This is a genomic window from Streptosporangium heterodermiicola, assembly GCF_051390675.1.
Taxonomy (GTDB): Bacteria; Actinomycetota; Actinomycetes; order Streptosporangiales; family Streptosporangiaceae; genus Streptosporangium.
Map to the genome: position 1 here is coordinate 280,619 of NZ_JBPJSR010000003.1, position 24,680 is coordinate 305,298.

At 70.0% G+C, this 24,680-nt stretch carries 20 protein-coding genes, 1 tRNA gene, 1 pseudogene and 1 riboswitch; of the genes and pseudogenes, 13 read left to right on the plus strand and 9 right to left on the minus strand.

Annotated features, from left to right (window positions below; translation table 11 throughout):
• The first annotated feature begins 324 nt into the window (after positions 1 to 324).
• From dnaN to ACSC1Q_RS08475, 9 genes are all read left to right on the plus strand, one after another.
• The gene (gene dnaN / locus ACSC1Q_RS08435) at positions 325 to 1,464 is read left to right on the plus strand and encodes a DNA polymerase III subunit beta (protein WP_436758085.1); all 1,140 of its coding nucleotides are present in this window, start codon (positions 325 to 327) and stop codon (positions 1,462 to 1,464) included.
• 50 nt (positions 1,465 to 1,514) lie between these two features.
• The gene (locus tag ACSC1Q_RS08440) at positions 1,515 to 2,471 is read left to right on the plus strand and encodes a 3-keto-5-aminohexanoate cleavage protein (RefSeq protein WP_436758086.1); all 957 of its coding nucleotides are present in this window, start codon (positions 1,515 to 1,517) and stop codon (positions 2,469 to 2,471) included.
• Positions 2,472 to 2,503: 32 nt separating this feature from the next.
• Positions 2,504 to 3,448: a phosphogluconate dehydrogenase (NAD(+)-dependent, decarboxylating) gene (gene gnd / locus ACSC1Q_RS08445; RefSeq protein ID WP_436758087.1), complete on the plus strand. Its 945-nt coding sequence runs from the start codon at positions 2,504 to 2,506 to the stop codon at positions 3,446 to 3,448.
• Between the two features lie 113 nt (positions 3,449 to 3,561).
• The gene (gene recF / locus ACSC1Q_RS08450) at positions 3,562 to 4,737 is read left to right on the plus strand and encodes a DNA replication/repair protein RecF (RefSeq protein ID WP_436758088.1); all 1,176 of its coding nucleotides are present in this window, start codon (positions 3,562 to 3,564) and stop codon (positions 4,735 to 4,737) included.
• Between the two features lie 118 nt (positions 4,738 to 4,855).
• Positions 4,856 to 5,371: a DciA family protein gene (locus ACSC1Q_RS08455; protein ID WP_436758089.1), complete on the plus strand. Its 516-nt coding sequence runs from the start codon at positions 4,856 to 4,858 to the stop codon at positions 5,369 to 5,371.
• 298 nt (positions 5,372 to 5,669) lie between these two features.
• Entirely contained in the window at positions 5,670 to 7,622 is a 1,953-nt protein-coding gene (gyrB, locus tag ACSC1Q_RS08460) for a DNA topoisomerase (ATP-hydrolyzing) subunit B (RefSeq protein ID WP_436758090.1), read from the plus strand.
• Positions 7,623 to 7,653: 31 nt separating this feature from the next.
• The gene (gene gyrA, locus ACSC1Q_RS08465; protein ID WP_436758091.1) at positions 7,654 to 10,203 is read left to right on the plus strand and encodes a DNA gyrase subunit A; all 2,550 of its coding nucleotides are present in this window, start codon (positions 7,654 to 7,656) and stop codon (positions 10,201 to 10,203) included.
• A gap of 182 nt (positions 10,204 to 10,385) precedes the next feature.
• A complete protein-coding gene (locus tag ACSC1Q_RS08470; RefSeq protein WP_436758092.1) occupies positions 10,386 to 11,153 on the plus strand; it encodes a DUF3566 domain-containing protein in 768 nt (255 codons plus the stop codon).
• A 142-nt stretch (positions 11,154 to 11,295) separates the two neighbouring features.
• Positions 11,296 to 11,369, plus strand: a tRNA-Ile gene (locus ACSC1Q_RS08475).
• A gap of 379 nt (positions 11,370 to 11,748) precedes the next feature.
• On the opposite strand, the gene ACSC1Q_RS08480 is transcribed toward ACSC1Q_RS08475, so the two are convergent.
• Together ACSC1Q_RS08480 and ACSC1Q_RS08485 are read right to left on the minus strand one after the other, a co-directional pair.
• Positions 11,749 to 12,030, minus strand: a complete 282-nt coding sequence (locus ACSC1Q_RS08480; RefSeq protein ID WP_436758093.1) for a hypothetical protein — start codon at positions 12,028 to 12,030, stop codon at positions 11,749 to 11,751.
• A 2-nt stretch (positions 12,031 to 12,032) separates the two neighbouring features.
• A complete protein-coding gene (locus ACSC1Q_RS08485) occupies positions 12,033 to 12,329 on the minus strand; it encodes a hypothetical protein (protein ID WP_436758094.1) in 297 nt (98 codons plus the stop codon).
• Between the two features lie 143 nt (positions 12,330 to 12,472).
• On the opposite strand from ACSC1Q_RS08485, the gene ACSC1Q_RS08490 reads away from it, so the two are divergent.
• Positions 12,473 to 13,732 (plus strand): NsdA family TPR-like regulatory protein, encoded by a 1,260-nt coding sequence (locus ACSC1Q_RS08490; RefSeq protein ID WP_436758095.1) that lies wholly within the window; start codon positions 12,473 to 12,475, stop codon positions 13,730 to 13,732.
• 87 nt (positions 13,733 to 13,819) lie between these two features.
• Positions 13,820 to 14,143 (plus strand): annotated as a pseudogene (locus ACSC1Q_RS08495) (NUDIX domain-containing protein); the annotation flags it as partial.
• Between the two features lie 81 nt (positions 14,144 to 14,224).
• Here the strand turns inward: ACSC1Q_RS08495 and ACSC1Q_RS08500 are convergent.
• Together ACSC1Q_RS08500 and ACSC1Q_RS08505 are read right to left on the minus strand one after the other, a co-directional pair.
• The gene (locus ACSC1Q_RS08500) at positions 14,225 to 14,827 is read right to left on the minus strand and encodes a TetR/AcrR family transcriptional regulator (RefSeq protein ID WP_436758096.1); all 603 of its coding nucleotides are present in this window, start codon (positions 14,825 to 14,827) and stop codon (positions 14,225 to 14,227) included.
• 42 nt (positions 14,828 to 14,869) lie between these two features.
• Entirely contained in the window at positions 14,870 to 15,289 is a 420-nt protein-coding gene (locus tag ACSC1Q_RS08505) for a hypothetical protein (protein WP_436758097.1), read from the minus strand.
• A 333-nt stretch (positions 15,290 to 15,622) separates the two neighbouring features.
• On the opposite strand from ACSC1Q_RS08505, the gene ACSC1Q_RS08510 reads away from it, so the two are divergent.
• Positions 15,623 to 16,636, plus strand: a complete 1,014-nt coding sequence (locus tag ACSC1Q_RS08510; RefSeq protein WP_436758098.1) for an NAD(+)/NADH kinase — start codon at positions 15,623 to 15,625, stop codon at positions 16,634 to 16,636.
• Here the strand turns inward: ACSC1Q_RS08510 and ACSC1Q_RS08515 are convergent.
• The 3 genes from ACSC1Q_RS08515 to sigJ form a co-directional block, all read right to left on the minus strand.
• Entirely contained in the window at positions 16,611 to 17,435 is an 825-nt protein-coding gene (locus ACSC1Q_RS08515) for an MBL fold metallo-hydrolase (protein WP_436758099.1), read from the minus strand. The genes ACSC1Q_RS08510 and ACSC1Q_RS08515 overlap by 26 nt on opposite strands.
• A gap of 70 nt (positions 17,436 to 17,505) precedes the next feature.
• Positions 17,506 to 17,573: riboswitch (guanidine-III (ykkC-III) riboswitch) on the minus strand.
• A gap of 511 nt (positions 17,574 to 18,084) precedes the next feature.
• Positions 18,085 to 19,314 (minus strand): NAD(P)/FAD-dependent oxidoreductase, encoded by a 1,230-nt coding sequence (locus tag ACSC1Q_RS08520; protein ID WP_436758100.1) that lies wholly within the window; start codon positions 19,312 to 19,314, stop codon positions 18,085 to 18,087.
• 91 nt (positions 19,315 to 19,405) lie between these two features.
• Positions 19,406 to 20,350 (minus strand): RNA polymerase sigma factor SigJ, encoded by a 945-nt coding sequence (sigJ, locus tag ACSC1Q_RS08525; RefSeq protein ID WP_436758101.1) that lies wholly within the window; start codon positions 20,348 to 20,350, stop codon positions 19,406 to 19,408.
• Between the two features lie 457 nt (positions 20,351 to 20,807).
• Between sigJ and ACSC1Q_RS08530 the strand changes: the two genes are divergently transcribed.
• Positions 20,808 to 22,307 (plus strand): sulfatase family protein, encoded by a 1,500-nt coding sequence (locus tag ACSC1Q_RS08530; protein ID WP_436758102.1) that lies wholly within the window; start codon positions 20,808 to 20,810, stop codon positions 22,305 to 22,307.
• 90 nt (positions 22,308 to 22,397) lie between these two features.
• Here the strand turns inward: ACSC1Q_RS08530 and ACSC1Q_RS08535 are convergent, their stop codons facing one another.
• Both ACSC1Q_RS08535 and ACSC1Q_RS08540 read right to left on the minus strand, forming a co-directional pair.
• The gene (locus ACSC1Q_RS08535; protein WP_436758103.1) at positions 22,398 to 23,339 is read right to left on the minus strand and encodes a GMC oxidoreductase; all 942 of its coding nucleotides are present in this window, start codon (positions 23,337 to 23,339) and stop codon (positions 22,398 to 22,400) included.
• 541 nt (positions 23,340 to 23,880) lie between these two features.
• Positions 23,881 to 24,468 (minus strand): calcium-binding protein, encoded by a 588-nt coding sequence (locus ACSC1Q_RS08540; protein WP_436758104.1) that lies wholly within the window; start codon positions 24,466 to 24,468, stop codon positions 23,881 to 23,883.
• Positions 24,469 to 24,680: the final 212 nt, after the last annotated feature.

Below are 24,680 nucleotides of genomic sequence, written 5' to 3' on the forward strand. Positions count from 1 at the left end.
ACCTGGGGAAACCTCGTGGAAAACTTGGGGACAGAGGACCCCGAATCTGGGGACGGCCTGTGTGTACTCCGAGGTTCTCCCCAGCCCCAAGAGTTGTCCACAGTCTCCGCCCACAGCCCCGGTGGATGAAAAAACAGCACTTGACCTGCGGAAACAATGGCTTTCCACAGTATCCACAGCCCCTAATACGAAGGCCACCTGTATCTCTAACTAGGAAACCCAAGAGCCATAAGAGGGTTCCGAGGGAGCACAGGTGCGGGACAGTGAACACTTGAACCCCAGGCACCGAGCGGATGGCGCTCGACACACAGGAGGCAGATCCACGTGATGTTCCGGGTCGACCGAGACGTGCTCGCTGAGGCGGTCGCATGGACGGCGCGCAGCCTGCCTGCGCGTCCCTCCGTGCCGGTGCTGGCCGGCATGCGTCTTGAGGTCACGGAGAACGGGCAGCTCAAGCTCTCGGGCTTCGACTACGAGGTCTCCGCCGAGGTGACCCTCGAACTGCAGACGGGCGAGGCGGGCGTGGTGCTCGTCTCCGGAAGGCTCCTCGCCGAGATCACCAGGGCGCTTCCCGCGCAGCCCGTGGATCTCGTCGTGGAAGGTGCCAAGGCGGTCGTCACCTGTGGCAGCGCGCGGTTCACCCTTCTCACCATGCCTGTGGAGGACTACCCCTCCCTGCCGACCATGCCCCCCGCCGCCGGCAAGGTGGGCAGCGACGTGTTCGCCTCGGCCGTCGGCCAGGTCGCCGTGGCCGCGGGCAAGGACGACACCCTGCCGATGCTCACCGGCGTGCGCGTGGAGATCGAGGGCGACACGGTCACGCTCGCGGCGACCGACCGCTACCGTCTCGCCGTGCGGGAGCTGAAGTGGCAGCCGGGCCAGCCCGACTTCTCGGCGATCGCGATGATCCCGGGCCGGACCCTCGCCGACACGGCCAAGGCCCTGGGCGGCACCGGCGCCGAGGTCGAGATCGCGATGAGCTCCGCGGGCGGCACCGGCGAGGGCATGATCGGCTTCTCCAGCGCGGGCCGCCGCACCACCACCCGGCTGCTCGACCCCGAGTTCCCCAAGTACCGCTCGCTGCTGCCGACGGAGTTCTCCGCCCGCGCGGAGCTGCCGACGTCCGCCTTCGTCGAGGCCGTCAAGCGCGTGGCCCTGGTCGCCGAGCGCAACACGCCCGTACGGCTGGCCTTCCGCGGCGACGAGGTCGTCCTGGAGGCGGGCAGCGGCGACGAGGCGCAGGCGGTCGAGGTGCTCCCCGTCGAGTTCGAGGGCGACGACATCAACATCGCCTTCAACCACCAGTTCCTGCTGGAGGGGCTCGGCGCGATCGACTCCGACGTGGCCCGGCTGCAGATGACCACGTCCACCAAGCCCGCCATCCTCACCGGGGGCAAGCCCGCGGACGACGGCGGTGTCCCCGACTACCGCTACCTGATCATGCCCATCCGCCTGTCCAGCTGATGACGGCCCCGCGACGGCCCGGCGCGGCGGATCCCCCGGCGAGTCCCCCGGTGGATCCCGCGCCAGGCCGGGAAGGCGATCTCGCGGCGGCTTCGGAGACCGGCCCTCTCGCGGCAGACGCGGCTGCCGGCTCCGGCGGGGATCTCCCGGCGGGCCCGGAGACAGGCTCTCTCGCGGCAGGCGCGGCGACCGGTCCCGGCGGGGATCTCGCGGCGGCGGCGACGGGAACGGTCGTCCACAGGGCAGCCGAGACGCGCGGCGAGGCCGCGCGGGGGACGACGTGGCTCAAGGCGTGCCTGAACGGCGCCAGGAGGCCCGGCGACCACCCGGCCGTCCCCCTGACCCCCCTGGAGCTCGCTGAGGCGGCCCGTGGGGCGCGTGGGGCGGGTGCGGACGCCGTTCACATACACCCGCGCGACGAGGCGGGCAGCGAGTCGCTCAGCGCCGCCCACATCGGGGCGGCCGTACGCGCCGTGCGCGAGGCGTGCCCGGGGCTGCCCGTCGGGGTGAGCACAGGGCTGTGGATAACCGGCTGGGACGTGGACGCGCGGCGCGACGCCGTCCGCGGCTGGGCCGCGCTCTCCCCCGGCGAGCTGCCCGACTTCGCCTCGGTGAACCTCTCCGAGCCCGGCTTCGAGGCCCTGTGGCATGATCTGCGACGGCTCGGCGTGCAGGTGGAGGCCGGGGTCTGGTCGGTGGAGGACGCCGACGCGCTCGCCGCGACCGGCCTCGAATGCGCGCGGGTGCTCGTCGAGATCATCGGCGGTCCCGCGGACACCGCCCTCTCCCGGGCGCGGGCCGTCCTGGACCGTCTCGCCGGGCTCGGCGTCCCCGGCCCGAGACTGCTCCACGGCGAGGGGGACCCCGCGTGGATTCTCCTGGACGAGGCTGGGCAGTCTGGACTCGCCACGCGCATCGGCCTGGAGGACGTCCTCCACAGCCCTGTGGGTGACCCCGTCGGCGGGAACGCCGAGCTGGTAAGGCTTGCGCGGGCACGCCTGGCGTAGGTGAATGATGAAACCCTGAAGGGGGTGCTCGTATGCAGATCGGCATGGTCGGGCTGGGCAAGATGGGCGGCAACATGGCCGAGCGCCTGCGCCGCGGAGGTCACGACGTCGTCGGGTACGACCGCGATCCCGCGGTCAGTGACGTGGCCGGCCTGGAAGAGCTCGTGGAGCGGCTCCAGGCCCCGCGCACCGTGTGGGTCATGGTGCCCTCCGGTGACCCGACCCGGGCGACGGTCAAGGCGCTCGGCGACCTGCTGTCGCCCGGCGACATCCTCGTCGACGGCGGCAACTCGCACTATGTCGACGACCAGAAGCACGGCGCCGAGCTCGCCGCCAAGGGCGTCGGCTTCGTCGACTGCGGCGTGAGCGGCGGCGTCTGGGGGTTGCAGAACGGCTACGCGCTCATGGTCGGCGGCGAGAAGGCCGACGTCGAGCGGGTGATGCCGATCTTCGAGACCCTCAAGCCCGAGGGGGAGGACGGTTTCGTCCACGCGGGCACGATCGGCGCCGGCCACTTCGCCAAGATGGTCCACAACGGCATCGAGTACGGCATGATGCAGGCCTTCGCCGAGGGCTGGGAGCTCCTTGAGGCCTCCAACATCGTGACCGACGTGGCCGGCTCCTTCAAGAGCTGGCGGCAGGGCACGGTCATCCGCTCCTGGCTGCTCGACCTGATGGTCCGCGCGCTCGACGAGGACCCGTCCCTTGCGGAGCTGGAGGGCTACGCCCAGGACTCGGGCGAGGGCCGCTGGGCGGTGCAGGCCGCCGTCGAGCACGCGGTCCCGCTGCCGGTCATCACCGCCGCCCTGTACGCCAGGTTCGCCTCCCGCCAGGACGACTCACCGGCGATGAAGGTCGTCGCGGCCCTGCGCAACCAGTTCGGCGGCCACGCGGTCACCTCCAGGGCGGGCGCGACCGAGAAGGGCGCCGACTCCCCCGGCGCCGACGTCACGCCCCCGGTCGAGACGGCCGGATAGCCTGCCGTCAGCCCACGTCCCCTCGCGGCTCGCGCCATACCTTTTCCACGGGGCGCGAGCCGTACGGACGCGGGAGGCCCCGGTGACGGACGGGGCCGACTAATCTTCCTGGGGTGCATGTCGCCCATCTCTCCCTGACCGACTTCCGGTCCTACGAAACCGTCGACCTCGGCATGGAGCCGGGGGTCACGGCCTTCGTCGGGCCCAACGGCATGGGGAAGACCAACCTGGTCGAGGCGCTGGGTTACGTGGCGACGCAGGCCAGCCACCGGGTCGCCACCGACGGGCCGCTGGTCAGGCAGGGCGCGGCGCGGGCGATCGTCCGCTCGTCGGTGGTGCGCGACGAGCGGCGCGCGCTGATCGAGCTGGAGATCAACCCGGGCAGGGCCAACCGGGCCAGGCTGAACCGCTCGCCCGTCTCCCGTCCCCGCGACGTCGTCGGCCTGCTGCGCACGGTGCTGTTCGCCCCCGAGGACCTCGCGATGGTCAAGGGCGACCCCTCCGAGCGGCGCCGGTTCCTCGACGACCTCCTGGTGGCCAGGACGCCCAGGTTCGCGGGGGTGCGCGCCGACTACGACCGGGTCCTCAAGCAGCGTGGCGCCCTGCTGCGCACCGCCGCGCAGGCCCGGCGGGGCCGGGGCAGGAGTCCCCGGCGGGCCGAGAGCGAGGCCGCGTTCGCCGAGGCCGGGGCGGGAGACCCGCTGAGCACCCTGGAGGTCTGGGACGCACACCTGGCCACGCACGGCGCCGAGCTGCTCGCGGCCAGGCTGGAGCTGGTCGAGACGCTGCGCCCGCTGGTCGCCGCCTCGTACGCCTCCCTCGCGCCCGACTCCGCCCCCGCCGGGCTGGAGTACCGCGGCACCCTGCCCCCTGACGCCGGGACCGACCGCGCCGAGCTGGCGAAGCGGCTGCGGGCCTGCCTGCTGGAGGTCCGCGCCTCCGAGCTCGAACGGGGCGTGACCCTCGTCGGGCCGCACCGCGACGACCTGTTCCTCGGCCTGGGCGAGCTGCCCGCGCGCGGCTACGCCAGCCACGGCGAGTCGTGGTCGTTCGCGCTGGCGCTCAGGCTGGCCGCCTACGACCTGCTCAGGGCCGACGGCGGCGACCCGGTCCTGATCCTGGACGACGTCTTCGCCGAGCTCGACAACAGGCGCAGGCGCCGCCTGGCCGAGATGGTCGCCCCGGCGGAGCAGGTGCTGATCACCGCCGCGGTCCCCGACGACGTGCCGGGGGAGCTGGCCGGGAGCCGCTTCGACGTGACCGAGGGGGGCGTGGCCCGTGTCCGATGACGGCGGAGAGGGCGCCGGAGGCCCGGTGCCCGTCCCCCGGGGGCCTGAGCCGAAACGGCGCGGCGCGGCACCCGCGCCGGGCGATGCGGGCGACACGGGCGGTGCGGACGGTGCGGGCGTGGACGGTGCGGCCGCCGGTTCCGCGAGGAGCGCGGCCGCCAAGGGGGCCGCGATGGCCAGGGAGAAGCTGGCCCAGGCGAAGTCGGACGCCGCCAGACGGGGACAGCTCCCCCGCCGCGAGCCGCGCCGCAGGGCGTCGGGGGCGCGCAGGGACTCCGGTGACCCCCAGCTCTTCGGCCGGGCCATCGCCGACCTGCTGTCCGACCGGGGCTGGGAGCAGCCCGCCGCGATCGGCGGGGTTTTCGGCCGCTGGCACGAGATCGTCGGCGCCGACATGGCGGCCCACACCAAGCCGGAGACCTTCGCCGAGGGCGAGGTCGTGGTGGTCGCCGACTCCACCGCCTGGGCCACCCAGGTGCGCCTGCTGGCGAGGACGCTCGTCAGGAGGTTGAATGAGGAGCTCGGGGACGGAACGGTGCAAAAGGTAAAAGTTCGCGGACCGCAGAACGGCCCCCGCTCCAGCGGCGGCCTGCGCGTCACCGGAAGTCGCGGTCCGGGCGACACCTACGGCTGATCCGGGGATCGAAAACGGATCAGCGGCCCTTCTGGCGCGGCGAACCCCGTCCCCGTAGGGGGATGTCCAAGACGATGATCGTCGCGCGACAGGCCATTCCAGAGGCCGTCAATGCCACATGATGTGCTCTGAGCCGCTAGAATGAAATCGAATTCCGGACACGTCCGTTTGCGTGTCACCCCCGGCGCGCGTGCCGGCTCCCCTGGGTGAACGCATCGGGGCATTCACGACGGTGACGGGCACGGCGGGGCTACATGTTGTCTCCCTGCCGCGTGTCCGCGGCAGGAGGATTTCGCACTTGTCCTACGACGCTAGCTCAATCACCGTTCTCGAAGGGCTTGAGGCGGTCCGTAAGCGCCCCGGCATGTACATCGGCTCGACAGGCGAGCGCGGTCTGCACCACCTCGTCTACGAGGTCGTGGACAACTCCGTCGACGAGGCCCTGGCGGGACACGCCGACCGGATCGAGGTCACCCTGCTCGCCGACAACGGCGTGCGGGTCGTCGACAACGGCCGCGGCATCCCCGTCGGGATCGTCCCCGGCGAGAACCGTCCCGCGGTCGAGGTCGTCCTGACCGTGCTGCACGCGGGAGGCAAGTTCGACGACAAGTCGTACGCGGTCTCCGGCGGCCTGCACGGCGTGGGCGTCTCCGTCGTCAACGCGCTGTCCGGCAAGCTCGACGTGGAGATCCGCACCGAGGGCCACCACTGGCGCCAGAGTTACGTCGAGAGCAGGCCCACCGCCCCGCTGGCCAAGGGCGAGAAGACCGGCGAGACCGGCACCTCGATCACCTTCTGGGCCGACGAGACCATCTTCGAGACCACGATCTGGCACTTCGAGACCCTCTCGCGGCGCTTCCAGGAGATGGCCTTCCTCAATAAGGGCCTGACGATCTCGATCAGGGACGAGCGCCCCGAGTTCGCCGAGGGCGAGGACGGGGAGCCCAAGGAGGTCACGTACCACTACGAGGGCGGCCTGTCCGACTTCGTCGAGCACCTCAACTCCAAGAAGGAGCCGGCCCACCTCTCGGTGATCGACTTCGAGGAGCAGGGCGAGGGCATCGCCGTCGAGATCGCGATGCAGTGGAACAACTCCTACAGCGAGTCCGTCTACACCTTCGCCAACACGATCAACACGGCCGAGGGCGGCACCCACGAGGAGGGCTTCCGCGCGGCGCTGACGTCCATCGTCAACCGCTACGCGCGCGAGCAGAAGTTCCTCAAGGAGGGCAAGGACGACAACCTCGCCGGAGAGGACATCCGCGAGGGTCTCACCGCGATCATCTCGGTGAAGCTGACCGACCCGCAGTTCGAGGGCCAGACCAAGACCAAGCTGGGCAACACCGAGGCCAAGTCGTTCGTGCAGAAGGCGTGCAACGACCACCTGCGCGACTGGTTCGAGCGCAACCCCGGCGAGGCCAAGGACATCATCACGAAGTCCCTGCAGGCCTCCCGCGCCCGCCTCGCGGCCCGCCAGGCCCGCGACCTGACCCGGCGCAAGTCGCTGCTGGAGTCGGGCTCGGGGCTGCCGGGCAAGCTGGCCGACTGCCAGTGGAGCGACCCTGAGAAGTGCGAGCTCTACATCGTCGAGGGCGACTCGGCGGGCGGTTCCGCCAAGGGCGGCCGCGACTCCAAGTTCCAGGCGATCCTCCCGATCCGCGGCAAGATCCTGAACGTCGAGAAGGCGCGGATCGACAAGGTCCTGCAGAACAACGAGGTCCAGGCGCTGATCACCGCCATGGGCACGGGCGTGCACGACGAGTTCGACATCTCCAAGCTCCGCTACCACAAGCTCATCCTGATGGCGGACGCCGACGTCGACGGCCAGCACATCACCACGCTGCTGCTGACCCTGCTGTTCCGCTTCATGCGGCCGCTGATCGAGGCCGGGCACGTCTACCTCTCCCAGCCGCCCCTCTACAAGATCAAGTGGGACCGGAAGGGCGAGGACGCCTCCTACGCCTACTCCGACCGCGAGCGTGACGTGGTCATCCAGGCGGGCATCGACGCGGGCAAGCCCGACCCCCGGCCGCGCGACAACGTGCAGCGCTTCAAGGGACTGGGCGAGATGAACGCCAACCAGCTCTGGGACACCACCATGAACCCCGACACCCGCCTTCTCCTCCAGGTCACCCTCGACGACGCGGCCCAGGCCGACGAGCTGTTCAGCGTGCTCATGGGTGAGGACGTCGAAGCCCGCCGCTCCTTCATCATCAGGAACGCCCGGGACGTCCGTTTCCTCGACGTGTAGCGGTAGCCGTACCAGAAAAGGATCTTGACCTGTGACGGAAGTCAACACTCCGCCCGGCCCTCCGACCGACCGCGTCGAGCCGGTCGACATCCAGTCCGAGATGCAGCGCAGCTACATGGACTACGCGATGTCGGTCATCGTCTCGCGCGCGCTGCCGGACGTCCGCGACGGCCTCAAGCCGGTGCACCGCCGCGTGCTGTACGCCATGTACGACGGCGGCTACCGGCCCGACCGCGGCTACTTCAAGTGCTCCCGCGTCGTCGGCGACGTCATGGGCTCCTACCACCCGCACGGCGACACGTCGATCTACGCCACCGTGGTGCGGATGGCCCAGCCCTGGTCGCTGCGCTACACGCTGGTCGACGGGCAGGGCAACTTCGGCTCGCCGGGCAACGACCCGCCGGCCGCGATGCGCTACACCGAGTGCAAGCTCGCGCCCATCGCGATGGAGATGCTGCGCGACATCGACAAGGACACCGTCGATCTCGTCCCCAACTACGACGGGCGCTCCCAGGAGCCACTCGTCCTGCCCTCGCGCTTCCCCAACCTGCTGGTCAACGGGGCGGCGGGCATCGCGGTCGGCATGGCCACCAACATCCCGCCGCACAACCTGCGGGAGGTGGCCGGCGGCATCGTCTGGTGCCTGCAGAACCCCGACGCCGACGACGAGGAGCTCCTTGAGGCGCTGATCGCCCAGATCAAGGGGCCCGACTTCCCCACCGGCGCGCTGATCGTCGGCCGCCGCGGCATCGACGACGCGTACCGCACCGGGCGCGGCTCGATCACCATGCGGGCGATCGTCGAGGTCGAGGAGGACGCCAAGGGCCGCCAGTGCCTGGTCGTCACCGAGCTCCCGTATCAGGTCAACCCGGACAACCTCGCGCTGACCATCGCCGAGGCGGTCAAGGACGGCCGGATCACCGGCATCGCCGACGTCCGCGACGAGAGCTCCTCGCGGGTCGGCCAGCGACTGGTGATCGTGCTCAAGCGCGACGCGGTCGCCAAGGTCGTGCTGAACAACCTGTTCAAGCACACCCAGCTGCAGACCACCTTCGGCGCCAACATGCTCGCCCTGGTCGACGGCGTGCCGAGGACGCTCAGGCTCGACCAGTTCGTCCGCCACTACGTGGCGCACCAGATCGAGGTCGTGGTCCGCAGGACCCGATACCTGCTGCGCAAGGCCGAGGAGCGGGCGCACATCCTGCGCGCGCTGCTCAAGGCCCTGGAGCGGATGGACGAGGTCATCGCCCTGATCCGGCAGTCGCCCTCGGCGTCCGCGGCGCAGGGCGGCCTGATGACGCTGCTGGAGATCGACGAGATCCAGGCGCAGGCCATCCTCGACATGCAGCTGCGCAAGCTGGCCGCCCTGGAGCGCCAGCAGATCACCGACGAGCACGACTCGCTGATGGCGCAGATCACCGAGTACCAGGCGATCCTCGCCTCGCCCGAGCGGCAGCGCACGATCGTCCAGGACGAGCTCACGGAGCTCACCGGCCGGTACGGCGACGAGCGCAAGACCGAGATCATCGCCTACGAGGGCGACATGTCGATCGAGGACCTCCTCGCCGAGGAGGACATGGTCGTCACGATCACCCGCGGCGGCTACGCCAAGCGCACCAACACGGACCTCTACCGGGCGCAGAAGCGCGGCGGCAAGGGCGTGCGGGGCGCGCAGCTGCGCCAGGACGACATCGTCGACCACTTCTTCGTCACCACGACGCACCACTGGCTGCTGTTCTTCACGAACAAGGGCCGCGTCTACCGGGTCAAGGCGTACGAGCTGCCCGACTCCGGCCGCGACGCGCGCGGGCAGCACCTCGCGAACCTGCTGGCCATGCAGCCGGACGAGGTCGTGATGGAGGTCCTCGACCTGCGCGACTACGAGGTCGCCCCGTACCTCGTGCTCGCCACCCGCAGTGGCCTGGTGAAGAAGACGCGCCTGTCCGAGTACGACTCGCCGCGTACGGGTGGCCTCATCGCGATCAACCTGCGCGAGGATGACGAGGTGATCGCCGCCAGGCTGGTTTCGGAGGACGACGACCTCCTCCTCGTCTCGCGCGGCGCCCAGTCCATCCGCTTCACGGCCTCCGACGAGGCCATGCGCCCGATGGGCAGGGCGACCAGCGGTGTGATCGGCATGCGCTTCCTCGACGGCGACGAGCTCCTGGCGATGAACCGGATCGCCGACGGCGACAACGTGCTCATCGCGACCGAGGGTGGATACGCCAAGCGCACTCCCGTCGATCAGTACCCTCTTCAGGGAAGAGGCGGAAAGGGAGTCCTGACCGCCAAGATCGTCAGCGCTCGTGGCAAGCTGGTTGGCGCGGTCATGGTCAGACCCGAGGACGAGGTTTTCGCGATCACGTCCGCCGGAGGGGTTATCCGGACGAGTGCCGGGGAGATCAAGCAGTCTGGCCGCCAGACGATGGGGGTTCGGCTGATGAATCTGGCGGAAGGGGACAGCGTCGTGGCGCTGGCCCGCAACGCGGAGGCGCTGGAGACCGGGGAGAACCTGGAAACCGGGGAAGGCGCCGACGCGCAGGTGGACACCGGTGAGAACGGGGAAGGGGAGAATCCGTGAGTGCTCAGGGCAAGCCGGGATCGCGCCCCGCCTCCTCATCGACACGCGATCAGGCGACGGAGAAGATGGACAAGACCGCTGGAACGAAGGACGTCGAGGCGGCCTCGTCACCGGTTAACGGTAGCGCGCCCGCGCCGGAGACCGATGAATCGGTATCCGACGATCGCAAGGGCAGGAAAAAAGTGACGACGACAGAGGACGGCAAACAGGCCGACACCACGGTGCGGATCCGTCCAAGCGGATCTCCACCACCCTCCGCGCCACCGTTGCAGTCGTCCGCGCAGCCCACACCGCAGGCGCCGCCTCCGCCGGGTGGTCAGCAGGGTCGCTCCCCGGCCTCCCCTGCCGGGGGTCAGCAGGGCCGTTCTGCGGCCACGCCGCCCTCGCCGGGGGGCCAGCAGGGTCGTTCCCCGGTCGCCCCGCCCGCGCCCCCGCCCGGCGGGCAGCAGGGTCGTGGCCCGGCCGGACAGCAGAACAACCGCGCCCCGTGGTCGCCCGGCAGCCTGTCGTCGCCCCAGGCACCCTCGGACGCGGCCGACAGGAAGGCCAAGGACGTCGGCGGCGGCTCCAGGTCGCCCCGCAAGGCGCACCTGGTGCTGCGCAGGGTCGAGCCGTGGTCGGCGATGAAGTTCAGCTTCGTCGTGTCCCTGGTCTGCTTCGTGGTGCTGTTCATCGCGGTCGCGGTGCTGTACATGGTGCTGTCCGGCCTCGGGGTGTTCGAGAACATCATCCAGACGGTCACCCAGCTGACGACGGCCGACGGCAAGGCCACCAGCGGCGTCGACATCGCCTCCTGGTTCGAGCCGGTCCGCATCCTGGGCTACACCGCCCTGATCGGCGCGGTGAACGTCGTGCTGATCACCGCCCTCTCCACTCTCGGCGCGGTGATCTACAACGTCGCCTCCGACCTGGTCGGCGGCGTGGAGGTCACCTTCAGCGAGGCCGAATAGCCGGCCCGTCGCGTGTCCCCGCCCTCTTCCGGGGGCGGGGACATGGCGCGAGCAGGCACCGAAACAGGGTAAGCTTTTCCCTGTTCGAGCGAACGGGTTCGCCTCCGCCAAACGGATGCGAGACCGTTCGTCCGCGTGATGAGGGGCTATAGCTCAGACGGTTAGAGCGCTTCCCTGATAAGGAAGAGGTCCCAGGTTCAAGTCCTGGTAGCCCCACTTCGGAGATGGGAGATCTGTGGTCGCGGCTTTGCCGCTTCCATGGGTCTCCTTCGTCGTTTACACGGGGGGACGACCCCCCGAGCCCCCCGATGTGAGGGCCTGGCCCCCACGCCCCCGTGCTTCGCGCATGGTTGTCGAGGCGCTGCCGAGGACGGAGTTCCAACGGCTCAGTTTGGCTCCGTGGCCAGGCACGTCCCGGTCTGGTGCACCTGGTCCGGCGGTGGGGGTCGATGAGTACATCGCTGCCCCAGTCGGTGAAGTCGACCTCGGTCGGGCTCGTCTCCGGCTGGTTGTCCCCAGCTGTGAAACTGATGAAGGCGCCCCTGGTGGGCGTGGCGACGCCGTCCCTCCGAAGCACACGCCGCCACGCCCGTCTCTACCGGGCTTTCCCGGACAGTAGTGCCGTCCAGGTCGTCCGAGTTTCGGTGATCGACCAGCGGTGGCTCTCGTCCACCCGGTGGCCGTCGTCGTGTTGGAGGGTGCGTCGGATGAACCCCTGTCCGCCGCGCTGGAACAGCTCGTACACCGTGGCCCGGCAACCGCACGTCCACGCCACCGGACGCGCCCGCTCCAGGACCCGGTCGGGTGGGTGCCAGTCGAGCTGGACATGATCGCGTTGCGCCATGCCCAGGTGCGGGCTCACGCAGGTCTCCAGCACCGTCACAACGGTGCCGCCTCTGCCCTAGGTGCTCTCAGCGGAGGCGTGGGGTGCGTCGTGCGGAGATCGGCGTAGCGGGCGGCGATGTGGCGGGCCGCCGCTGCCGGATCACCTGCTGGGTGTGCCGCGTACTTCCTGCGGCCCGTCCGCGCGGAGTGCTCGCCGTTCCACCACATGAAGCGGACGCCGTCGGACCAGACAAGCAGATCCACCCACACGCTCAGCAGGGCCGCGCCGTGCCCATGGTGGATGTCGGAGGTGATGCCCAGGCTCTCGAGCTCCGCGTGAAGTCGTCGCATCGAGCGCGGAGCCGGATCCTCGGCCGTCGGAACCCGTGAAGTAATCATCACGTTCAGCTAAGCCGCCGCGCTCCGGCAGGGCACGATGACAATGGGAGGCAGCCAGGGATACGGCTGTGTCCGCGAATATCCGGAGGTGGACGATGGGCACTCCAGGAACGCCTCCTGAGTGGGCCGTACGGCTGCGCGAGGAGCGCAAGGCCAAGGTCGGCACCGTGGCGGACATGGCACGTCGGCTCAAGGAAGTCGCCGGAGAACAGCGCGGCAAACTGCCCGGCATCGATGACCTCACCCGGACGATCCGGGGATGGGAACGCGGCGACCACTACCCCAGTGAGCGCTACCGCCTGCTGTACGCCCGCGCGCTGCGGAGCACCGAGACCGACCTGTTCGACCTTGCCGAGCGCCCCAGCCTGCCGGTGCCCGCGCTGCCCCTGCCGGCCGTCGCACCCGACGCCGATCTGTTCGAGCGGATCGCCCGCACTGTCCGGCAGCCCGGCCGGGTGGACCAGCGCACCGTGGACTGGCTGGCGACCTGTCTTGCCGAACATCGCAAGGTCGAAGACACCATCGGCTCCCGCCCCCTGCTTGGGATCGTGCGGCAACAGCTCGGTGTGGTGGTCGAGCTGGCCCAGGGCGCTCGCGGTTCGCTGGCCGACACGGTGGTCGACCTGGCCGCGCAGTACGCCCAGTTCGTCGCGTGGATGTCGCTGGACGTCGACGACCAGGCCGCCGCTCTGGCCTGGTACGACCGCGCGCATGATTGGGCGTTGGAGATCGGCGACGTCAACATGGCCACCACCACGCTCAGCATGAAGGCCCACCAGGCATGGAGTGCGGGCAACGCCCGCAGGTGTGTCCGGCTCGCCGACGCGGCCCGCTGGCACGATGGCCGGGTGACACCGGGTGTGCGGGGGATGGCCGCGCAGATGGCCGCCCGGGGTCACGCGCTCGCCGGTGACGCCCGGCCCGCCCGCACGCTGCTGGACGAGGCCGAGGCCCTGATCCGCCAGGCCGCCGAGCGTGCCGACGACGAGCCGGTGTGGATGTACTTCTACGACGAGACGTGGTTTCGCCTCCAGCGCGGCATGACCGAGCTGCATCTTGCCAACTGGCCCAAGGCGATCGACCTGCTGACGGAAGGGCTGTCCGGCTTGCCGGAGAGCTACAAGCGGGATCGTGCCTGGTACGGCTCATGCCTGGCCAAGGCACACGCCGAGGCCGGAGACGCGGCGGCGGCCGTACAGGTGAGCCTGCCCATCGTGGCCGACGCCGTCGGGCTGAACCGCCACGCCCGCAAGGAACTGGTCGACGCCGCAGCCCTTCTCCGGCAGAGAGGGGCGGCTCAGGTCGCCACCTTGCAGGAGGCTCTTACAGCCGCCAACCGCGCAAGCGGGGGCTGATTCTCGCGGTAAGAGCGATTCGACATCTACGCCGTCAGCGTCGAAGTCGTGTGGAAGCAGTCCCGACTGCCCGGCGAGGAGCGGTAAGTGGCCCGCATCGAATACTACGACGATCCCGACGCCCCCGAGCCGAACAGCCTGGTCGTGGGAGTGTCCGCCGTGGTCGTCGACGACGGGGGACGCATCCTCATGCAACGGCGCACCGACAACGGGCTGTGGGCGCTGCCCGGAGGCGGGATGGACCTCACCGAGTCGGTGCCCCAGACCGCCGTACGGGAGGTGAAAGAGGAGACCGGCTACGACGTCGAGGTGACCGGGATGGTCGGCCTCTACACCGACGCCCGGCACATCATCGCCTACAGCGACGGAGAGGTCCGCCGCCAGTTCAACGTCTGCCTGACGGCCCGCGTCTGTCCGGTCGCGCCGTCGCCCGCAGACCGAGTCCGCCGAGCGGCTGCCGAAGCGACGGCGAGGAGCCGCAGGCTCGGCCGTTCACGGCCTGGAAGCCGGCTCACGGGTGGCGAGGTCGAAGGTGGTGACCAGTTCCTCGGCCGCGACGGCGGGGTCGAGACCGGTGAGGAGCCGGCCGGCGACGGCGTCGATCGTCGCGCGGAGGGTCATGGCCATGAGGTGCGCGTCGAAGGCGCGGAACGCGCCGGTCCTGCGGCCCTGCTCGAACAGCTCGGCCAGCAGGTTCAGGGCACCGTCCTGGGTCCCGTCAGGCGTCGGTGCCGCGTTGAAGGCGATCTGCTGGACCGCGCGCACGTGGGCGGGGTTGGCGGCGATGAATTCCACGTTGGCGCGGATGTACGTCGCCAGTTTCTCGCGCGGGCCCTCCGCGGCCACGATCCTCGGGTGCATGTACGCCGCGGCATCGGTGAGCACCTTGGCCAGTACGTCCGCGAGCAGGTCGTCCTTGGTGGCGAAATGGTAGGAGATCAGGCGTTTGCTGCTTAGTCCCGCGTGACCGCAGATCGCTTCGAAGGTCGTCCCCGGGTAGCCCCGTTCGGCCAGGACCTCGATCGTGGCCCGTACGATCTGCTCTTTGCGGGCCTGGGTCGCCTGGGCTCGGTCGGCGGGTGCGGGCGTGGGCATGATGGGCCTTTTCGTGATCGGTGGCCCTCCCGCCGGGCCTGGTCAGCTCAGTTTGCCAGTCTGGCCGGGCTTCGGGAACGCCGCTCGTACGGCGTGCCGGTTGGCCAGGATCGCGACTCCCGCGAGCAGCAGGCCGATCACCCCTTGGTCGACCTTCATCCACAGGGGGTAGCCGCTGTCGGGCGCCACGCAGATCAGCACGATGCCGATCGTGCCCAGGATCGAGAGGGTCCTGATCCGCACGTAGGCCGATCGTTTTCCCTTGAGTGCCTGCCCGGCGAGCGAGATCAGCCACAGCGAGGCCGCCGCCACGGCGCCACCGCGCACCCAGACCACCCAGTTGACCAGGTCGGGCCGGTTGCGCAGGGCGGCGGCGATGATCAGGGTCACCAGCGACACGGCCGCCATCCCGACGAACAGGGACCGGATCCGCTGGAGGTTCACCAGCACATTGTTATCCATGCGGATAATGATTACACAGTTGGATAAGAAATGGCAATCGGCTCTCGGTGCGCTGAGCGTCGGCACCACGGCTACGAACCCGAGCACCGACGGCACGCCGTCGGCCGCGTCCGCCGTACGGGAGCTGGGGGAGACCGGCTACGACGCCGGGGTGACCGGGATGTCGGTCTCTACGGCCGGTGGGAACGCCCGTAGAGCCGTCGGGGAGGTGATTCGCCGTATCAGGGCCTTGCGCTGCACGGGAATCCGCCGGCCGCAGTCACGGCCGGCGGAGGATCTGACGCGGGAGCCTCGACCGGATTGTCGCCCGTGAGGTCGACCTAGAGTGAGGGCATGGATCCGGAACCGAGGGTGGGCACGGTCGGCCTGGTGCTTCATCCGACAAAGCAGGTGAACCGGTCGATCGACGCGATCGTCGAGACCTCCGGGAGCCGAGGCTCCCGGGTGCTCGCCCGCGAGGTCGACCGGGACCGCGTACCGGCCGAGGTCGAGATCGTTCCCGAGGCCCGGTTCGTGGCCGAGGTGGACGGTCTCGTCGCCCTGGGCGGCGACGGCACGATCCTGGGGGCTATGCGGCTGGTGATCGGCCGTCCCGTGCCCGTGCTCGGGGTCAACCACGGCAACCTGGGTTTCCTCGCCGAGGTCCACCCGGCCCAGCTGCCCTCGGCGCTGGTCCGGCTGACGGCAGGAGACTTCACCGTCGAGCAGTACGCCGCCCTGCGGATCGACGCCGGCGAGACGCGGCTGGCGACCCGGTCCGGCTTCAACGACCTGGTGCTGGGCCGGTCGTCCCGCGCCGGGGCCGTCTCCCTCGATCTGGCCGTCAACGGCCTCCAGTACGGCTACTACCGGGCCGACGCCGTGGTCGTCTCGACCCCCACCGGCTCCACCGCCTACAACTACGCGGCCGGCGGCCCGGTCCTGTCCCCGTCGTCCGGCGCCGTGGTCATCACCCCGGTCGCCCCCATGTCAGGCGTGAGCCGGCCGGTCGTGCTGGGCGCGGCCGACCACGTCCGGCTCACCGTGGCGGCCGACAGCGCGCCCGTCACCGTCGACGTCGACGGAACCCCGTCCGGGGAGCTCGGGCACGGCGAGAAGGTGAGCGTCACCGTACACGCCGAGGCCGGGCAGGTGGTGAGGCTCTCCGGGGGCGAACACACCAACCGCAGCCGGGTCAAGCTCAGCCTCCTCGACCTCCCCCTGCGCCCGGATCAGCTGCTGGAGCTGATCCCCCCTGAGCTGCGCCGCAGGGCCGAGGCCACAACCGACGGCCGCCAGACTGGTCACGCCGGACGCCGAACGACTGCCGAGCCCACCGGTGTCAGCCCTCTTGAGGCCAGAGAATGAAGAGGGGGCAGGCGCGCCGGCCGGGCCGGTCGCCGATCTCCTTGATCGCCGCACGGATCTCGCGCAGGTGGCCGGTGGTCATCTGCGGTGGAGGCTCGTCGGGCTGGTAGGTGGTACGAATCGGGTAGTCCACGCCTGGCTGCCTGGTCATCTCGATGTGGCAGCCGAGCACGTGGGTGACCGGTCGGCCGTCGGAGAAGTCGATCAGACGGTCGATGGTCCGGGCGAAGGCCGGCCAGTCCTGGATGTAGAGACGGCCCGGGTAGACCGTGTCGCCGGTGAGCAGGAACCCGGTCCACCGGTCGTAGAACGTGACCGCCGCCTCGTGGTGGCCCGGGGTGGCCAGGCACTCCAGCACACGGCCCCCCAGATCGACCCGCGCCACGGCGTCGGGATCCTTGCCGAACCCGAAGTACTCCCAGGCGGTGACCAGGTCCGCGCCGACCAGCGTGGTATCGGGGCGGTCGGTGAACTGGTCGTCGCCCGCGATGTGGTCGCCGTGCGGGTGGGTGTGCAGCACCAGCAGCTGGTACGCCTCCCGGGGATGGCGGGCGAGCCAGCCGGCGACGAGCTCGTCGACCACCCGGCGCAAGGGGAAGAACTCGGCGGACGCCGTGGCGCCGGTGTCGATCAACACCGCCCGCGCGTTTCCGAACAGCAGGAACAAGAACGGCGCCTCGTAGTCGATCGCCATGTTCTGCCGCAGGATGAACGTGTGCTCGTCGTACGCGTGGACCTGGATGTCCGGATCGGTGTTGTGCTTGGCCGACGGTGAGCCGTGAATCCACCGGACGTCCAACCCACGAGGCTGTGGAGTCACTCCGGTGAAATCGACCAGGGGTATGCCCGCGTCCATGACGTCTCCTTCGAGTGCGTCGTCTTAACAGGCCGGGTACGGCGCACATCTCGTCCGGGGCAAGCACTTACGGGCTTCCACGGCGACGGTACCTCACCGGCGTGCGCCTCTTCGGTGTGAATCTCGGGGACGTGGTGGGTCTGCCCGGTCTGCCAGGCGCCGGATTGATCGGATTGATCGGATTGATCGGATTGATCGGATTGATCGGCAGCGGGGATACCGCGGCACTCCCAGCCCGGTGAAGGGCCTATCACGTGGCGCAGCGGGGGGCAGTGCCCTGAAGGCGGTGAAGATGGGAGGCAGGTGCTCGGCGGTGTCGTCGTTCTATACGAGCGCGCCAGGTCACGCTCGTCGGGCCGTCGTTCGCCGAGCACGGGTCCCAAGAGGTTGGCGGCGAACGCGTCCTGCACGGTGGCATCGACGGCGGCAAGATACGGTTCTCAAGAAGCCGCCGTGACCAACGGGTACGACCTGTCCGACAGCGGGTTGCCCGAACCGGGGACCTCGGACCCTCGACCCGCCCGCGGTGACGGATCGTCGGACGCGTGGGAGCCGATCGGCTCCCCTGCCTGCCCGGCCTTCGCTTCGTGCCCTACGCCCGCGCCTCGACGGCCGGGCCCGCCGCGGCCCGCTCTCGCGTGACGCGGCGGCGCCGGGCCGGCAGCCCGAGCGTCGGGTTGGCGACGCCCCAGGCGGCACCCTTGCAGACCAGTTCCTTGTAGACGGCGGCGAGCCGTCCGGTCAGGACCGCCCGCACGGCGCGGTCGTCGGCGGTGACGTACTGGATCAAGCCCTCCTCGCGGCCCAGTGAGACACACTGGTTGAAGTAGCGAATCGGCGCGTCCGGGAGCTTCCCGCCGGTCAGGCGCGCCGCGATCGCGTCGGCGGCCTGCCACGCGGCCGGGGTTCCCGAGGCGCACGACATCCGCAGTGGCCTGTCACCCGGGCCCATCGCCATGGCCGCGTCGCCGACGGCGTACACGTCCGGGTGCGAGACCGAGCGCATGGTCCTGTCGACCACGATCTGGCCGGTGCCGGTGACCTCCAGGGCGGTCGCCTTCGCGATCGGGTGGACCGCGAAGCCGGTGGTCCACACGACGACCGCGGCCGGGACGGCCTCGCCGTCGGCGGTGGTGACGCGCTCGGCTTCGACGCCGGTGACGGCGGTGCGCTCGTGCACGGTGATTCCGAGCTTGCCGAAGGCCTTCCGCAGGTGCTCGCGGCCCTTGGGCGAGAGCCAGTCCCCGAGGTCGCCGCGGGCGGCGAGGGCGACGTCGAGGTCCGGGCGGGCCTCGGCGATCTCGGTCGCGGCCTCCAGACCGGTGAGGCCGCCGCCGACGACGACCACGCTCTGCCCGGCGCCGAGGCGGGCCAGGCGCTCACGGAGCCGGAGTGCTCCGGGGCGGCCGGCGATCTCGTAGGCGTGCTCGGCGGCCCCGGGGACCCCCCGGGCGTTCCAGCCGCTGCCTAGGGCGTAGACGAGCGTGTCGTACGCGAGTTCTTCTTCGGCACCGTTCGCGTCGACGGCGGTGACGGTCTTTTGGTCGACGGCGGTGAGGGTGACGGTTTTGCGGTCGACGTCGACGGCGGTGACCTTCGCGAGCCTCAGCTCGACGCCGGTGCCCGCGAACATCTCGCTGAACGGCCGGGGCTTGAGGTCTTGGCCGGCCGCCAGCTGGTGCATGCGGACGCGTTCGACGAAGTCGGGCTCGGCGTTGACGAGGGTGATGGCGACGTCCTCGCGGTGGAGTCTCCTGGCGAGGCGGCCGGCGACGATGGCGCCGGTGTATCCGGCTCCCAGGACGATGATGCGATGCCGCATTTCCTGCTCCTGTCTTGTGTACGTTTGCCACTTGAACCGAGTGGCTCGCCGTTTCCTGACAGGAACGCGATGTGAAGCACCTCACACAGGGCTAGAAAGCGGTGAACAGGGGTTCTCCGTGGTCGGCGACCGCCCAGTGCGCGGTCGCGCGTTCGAGCTTGCCGGGGTTGACCTGGTTGCGGAACGCGCAGATGCCCTCGGCGGTGATCTCCAGGCACATGACGCCGACGACCCGGCCGTCCACGACGGCCACGACGGCCGGGTCACCGTTGGCGGTCCAGGCGTAGACCTCGGGCGCGCCGCCGGCCATGGCGCGCTTGGCCTTGCCGGGTTTGAACAGGCCTCGCAGGAACCTCGCGACCGCGGCGGCGCCCTCGAACGCCTTGGCGCGGGCCGGGACCCTTCCGCCACCGTCTCCGATCGAGATGGCGTCCTCGGTGAGCAGGCGCACGAGTGACTCGGTCCGGCCACTGGTGGCGGCCGCCAGGAACTCCTCGACGATCCGCCGGCCGGTGGCCTCGTCGACCTCGGTCCGGGCCTTACCGTCCGCGACGTGCTTCCTGGCGCGGTGGAAGATCTGCTGGCTGGAGGCCTCGGTGATGCCGAGGATCTCGGCGATCTCCCGGTGCGGGTAGGTGAAGGCCTCCCGCAGCACGTACACCGCCCGCTCGCTGGGGGAGAGGCGCTCCATGAGGGTGAGGACCGCGTACGAGACCGATTCGCGCTGCTCGGCGGTTTCGGCGGGGCCGAGCATCGGGTCCCCCGCGAGCAGCGGCTCGGGAAGCCATTGGCCCACATAGGTCTCGCGGCGCGCCCGGGCGGAGGTGAGCTGGTTGAGGCACAGGTTGGTGAGGACCTTCGTCAGCCAGGCCTCCAGGACCTCGACGCGGTCGACGTCGGCGGCCTGCCAGCGCAGGAACGTCTCCTGCACGGCGTCCTCGGCCTCCCCGGCGGAGCCGAGGAGGCGATAGGCGATGGCCTCCAGGCGCGGCCTGGAGGCCTCGAACCGGTCGATGTCGTCCGCGGCCAGGGACATGGCTCGATCCTAGGTCGCGTGGCGTGGCGTGGCGTGGTGCGGATCGGCCGCTGTCGAGACGGGGTCCTTCCCGGAACCGGTCCCGCTTCTCCCTGAAGTTCCCACTGAAGTTTCCACCGAAAGTTTCCATCGAAGGAAAACCCTATAATTCTGTCTGTTTAGTGGGTGTTGCGTGTTTTGACAGTAGATGTAAAGCTTCTTGCATGCCGACCGAGATCGTGTTGACGAGACGGTTGCACGTTGACCTGATGCGTCTCGGTGCCGCTCGCCGTCCCACCGGCTGAGCACGCCGACACGCCGAGCACGCCGACACTCCGGTGCCTGACGCCGTTCTCCCCTTCGAGTCTTCGAGTCTTCGAGCTTCTGAGCTCCTGAGCTTTCGAGCTTCTGAGCCGCACCGATCGGTCCCGTTCCGGCGGGCTCACGGTGTCCGCCGTCCTGCCCCTGAAGGAGTCGTATGTTCGCACGCCCGTATCGACGCCGGCTCGGTGCGACCTTGCTCGCCCTGGCCTCTGTCGTCGCGCTGACAGGGACCACCGCCGGTGCGCCGGCCGTCGCACCGGCCGAGACGCTGGCGGCCAAGCCCAACGTGGTCGTCATCATGGTCGACGACATGAACGTGTCCGCCCTGCAGTACCTGCCCAACGTGCGATCGCTGCTCGCCACGCCGGGTACCACCTTCGACAACAGCGTGGTGTCCTACTCGCTGTGCTGCCCGTCGCGCAGCACCTTCCTCACCGGGCAGTACGCGCACAACCACGGCGTACTGGGCAACCAGTTGCCGGACGGCGGGTACGAGAAGCTGCCCGCCGCGGAGACCCTGCCGGTCTGGCTGCGCCGGGCGGGCTACGACACCGCGCACATCGGCAAGTTCCTCAACGGCTACGGCCGCGCGCGTCCCACGGAGATCCCGCCCGGCTGGGCCGAGTGGTACGGCTCGGTGGACCCGAGCACCTACCGCATGTGGGGTTACACGCTCAACGAGAACGGTGTCCTGCGCACCTACGGCGCGGCCGACGTGGAGGATCCCGCGCTGTACCAGACCGACGTCTACGCCCGCAAGGCCGTCGACTACATCAGGCGCAAGGCGCCGGCCGCCGAGCCGTTCTTCCTGTCCTTCGCACCGCTGGCGCCGCACGGTGAGGGGGCCGCCAACGGGTCGGACCTGTCCCAGCGCAATCCCCGCCCCGCGCCCCGGCACCGTGGCGACCTGGAGAACGTGACACTGCCCAAGCCCCCCAGCTACGACGAGGCGGACGTCTCCGACAAGCCTGCGGCCGTACGCGACAGGCCTCGCATCACCCCCGCGAACGAGGACAAGATCGAGGACGTACGGCTCAAGGGGCGCCTGGAGTCGCTGCTCGCCGTGGACGACGCGGTCGCCGACATCGTGGCGGCGCTGCGGACGTCCGGCGAGCTGGCCGGCACGGTCATCGTGTTCACCTCGGACAACGGCTGGATGCAGGGGGAGCACCGGATCCAGAGCGGCAAGACGGTGCCCTACGAGGAGTCGATCCGGGTGCCGCTGATCATCAGAGGGCCCGGCCTGCCGGCGGGCAGGCACGTCAGCACGATCGCGGCCAACATCGACCTCGCACCGACGATTCTCGACGTCGCGGACGCGACCGCCGGAGTGACCGTCGACGGCCGCTCACTGCTGCCGATCGCCGCCGACACCGCGTCGCCGGCCCGCGGCATCGTGATCGAGACCGGTCCCAAACAGAGCGGCCGGTGGTACGCCGGTCTGCGCGCCCCGAGATGGAAGTACGTCGAGCACTCGACCGGCGAACGGGAGTTGTACGACCTGCAGCAGGACCCGTACGAGCTCGTGAGCGTGCACAACGACCCGCGCTACGCCGCCACGCGGCAGGCGCTGGCCAACCGGCTCGCGACCCTGCGCACGTGTGCCGGTGACGTGTGCCGGCAGTGGACGCCGGTGGCCGGGCCGACGCCCTGAGCCGGACGGTCGTCTCCGTCGTGTCGCGGCCTCCCGGTGAGTCCCGGGAGGCCGCGACACGACGTGGCCTGCCGCTTCGTCGGACCGTCGTCACAGGTCGGTGGCTATGATCTTCTCGATGTTCCGTTCGGCGAGCGCCGTGATGGTGACGAACGGGTTGACGCTGGTGTTGCCGGGGATCAGCGAGCCGTCGATGACGTACAGGCCGGGGTAGGCGGTGAGGCGGCCGTAGTTGTCGGTCGCCCTGTTCAGGACCGCGCCGCCGAGCGGGTGGTACGTGAGGTGGTCGCCCCAGATCTTGTACACGCCGAAGAGGTCGGTCCGGTAGATCGTCCCCTCCTTGGCGTTGATCTTGTCGAAGATCGTCTTGGCCATGTCGACGGACGGCTGCTTCCAGGAGGTCTGCCAGTTCAGGTCGACCCTGCCCGTCGCGGCGTTCCAGGAGAACTGGGCGCGGTTGGGGTTCCTCGTGATCGACAGGTAGAACGAGGCGAAGGTCTCGATGCCGACGGGCAGCGGCGCGACCTCGGCGAACGCGCCTCCGGCGGCCCAGTTGTCGATGCCCGAGCAGGGAATGGTCGACTGGAGGCCGCCGGTCGGGTCCCACAGGTGGTTGGCGCGGCCGCACATGACGTTGCCGTTGTCGCCCCAGTTCCTGCCGATCTCGCCGTTCAGGTTGGGCAGCGCGCCGGTGGCCTTCAGCTTGACCAGCAGCTTGCTGGTGCCGACGCTGCCGGCGGCGAAGAACACCCTGTCCGCGGTCACGGTCTTGGTGGCCGTGACGTCACCGCCGGTGCTGAGCTGCTCGATGACGACCGCGTAGCGGCCACCGGTCGCCGGGGCGACCGAGGTGACCCGGTGCAGCGGTGAGACGGTGACGTTGCCGGTGGCCTTGGCCAGGGCGATGTAGGTCTTCTGCAGCGACTTCTTGCCGTGGTTGTTGCCGTAGAGGATCTCACCGGCCAGCGCCGACCTGGTGGCGGTCCCGGCCGCCTCCTGCTTCATGTGGTTCCAGTCGTACACGTTGGGCACGAAGACGAACGGGAGGCTGGACCGCTGGGCGTGCTTCCTGCCGACCCGGCCGTACTGGTAGCAGGCGGTGGTGTCGAACCAGGCCGGGTCGATGTGCCGATCACCAGGGCCGGGACGTGGGCGCCGTCGGCGATCGGAGCGGCCGCGAGTGATTTGTGTCCTGTGGGCTACCGGAAACTCCAGGCACGGTGCGTCTGGAGGGTCGCCTCCCGATCGGGCCGGGAGACCCGCGTCCGGCCGGGTCGACGCCTCGATCGGCCCCGGGTCTCGGGTCCCGGGTTTTGGGTTTTGGTTGGGGACGCGCGGCGGGTGCCGCCCGACGGTCCCGCACCCGAGGGCCTGCCGGATTCCTCGGGTGCGGTCTGCCGTCGTGCCTCCCCGCGGCGTTCCGGACGTCATGGGGACAGCCGCCCCGGCAGGCGTCCAAGGAGGGCTCGGGGTGCGGTGTCCGCTCCCCTGAATCCGGGGGCGTACGGGCGGCTGTCCCCGGTGTCCGAGGGGCGTACGGATCCGGCGGCCGTCCGCCCCTGTGGTCGGGACGTCAGTTCTCGCAGGACTCCCGGATCTCGGCGGTGCAGATGTCACTGCCCGCGCCGCCGACGACGGAGTCCGGGCCCGCGTTGCCTTCGAGGACGTCGTCGCCGTCGTTCCCGTTCATGGTGTCGCCGCCGGTCTGGCCGGAGACGATGTCGCGGCCCGAACCGCCGGAGAAGCCGTCCTTGCCGGCGCCCAGGAAGGCGCGCATGGACAGGGGGGTGTTGTTGCGCAGGGTGTCGGCGCCGCCCTGGAGGCTGGCCTGGATACCGGTGATCCCGGTGGCGGGGCAGCGGACCGTGTTGTCGTCGACGTTCTGGCAGGTTCCTTCGGTGGAGAGCGTGTCGTTGGCGTTCCTGACGAGGAGCGAGCCCTCGATGTCGATGTCGATGCTGATGTTGTCGGACAGGTTTCCCGCGTTGACGGACAGCAGGCTTCCGGTCACGACCACGTTGGTTCCGGCCAGCGCGGGCCCGGCGAGGGCCAGTGGCGGGGTGGCCATCAGGATCCCCACCGCCAGCACCCGCAGCCCGGCCCTGCGAATCATGCCCGGCCGCGACGGCTCGTACTTCGTGACGTTCCTCCGTGTACGCATGCATCCCCCGTGTGTTCGGTCGCCGGCCACTTCTGATGGTGACCGGCGGACGGGCTCCTGTGCCCGGGACGATTACATCCCGTGACCACCCGCGACCTCGGGTCGCTGCGCGCGCGGTGGGAGAACTGTTTTACGGAGAGTTCTGAAAGCTAGACCGTTTTCATGGCCGGGCACCCCCGGCGCCCGGCCGAGGCGCCCGCGACAGAACGCGG

Coding starts and splice junctions, on each gene's coding strand:
- gnd (WP_436758087.1), top strand. CDS start 2,504: ATGCAGATCGGCATGGTCGGGCTGGGCAAGATGGGCGGCAACATGGCC.
- ACSC1Q_RS08485 (WP_436758094.1), bottom strand. CDS start 12,329: ATGCGACGACTTCACGCGGAGCTCGAGAGCCTGGGCATCACCTCCGAC.
- ACSC1Q_RS08490 (WP_436758095.1), top strand. CDS start 12,473: ATGGGCACTCCAGGAACGCCTCCTGAGTGGGCCGTACGGCTGCGCGAG.
- ACSC1Q_RS08500 (WP_436758096.1), bottom strand. CDS start 14,827: ATGCCCACGCCCGCACCCGCCGACCGAGCCCAGGCGACCCAGGCCCGC.
- ACSC1Q_RS08505 (WP_436758097.1), bottom strand. CDS start 15,289: ATGGATAACAATGTGCTGGTGAACCTCCAGCGGATCCGGTCCCTGTTC.
- ACSC1Q_RS08510 (WP_436758098.1), top strand. CDS start 15,623: ATGGATCCGGAACCGAGGGTGGGCACGGTCGGCCTGGTGCTTCATCCG.
- ACSC1Q_RS08520 (WP_436758100.1), bottom strand. CDS start 19,314: ATGCGGCATCGCATCATCGTCCTGGGAGCCGGATACACCGGCGCCATC.
- sigJ (WP_436758101.1), bottom strand. CDS start 20,350: ATGTCCCTGGCCGCGGACGACATCGACCGGTTCGAGGCCTCCAGGCCG.
- ACSC1Q_RS08530 (WP_436758102.1), top strand. CDS start 20,808: ATGTTCGCACGCCCGTATCGACGCCGGCTCGGTGCGACCTTGCTCGCC.
- ACSC1Q_RS08540 (WP_436758104.1), bottom strand. CDS start 24,468: ATGCGTACACGGAGGAACGTCACGAAGTACGAGCCGTCGCGGCCGGGC.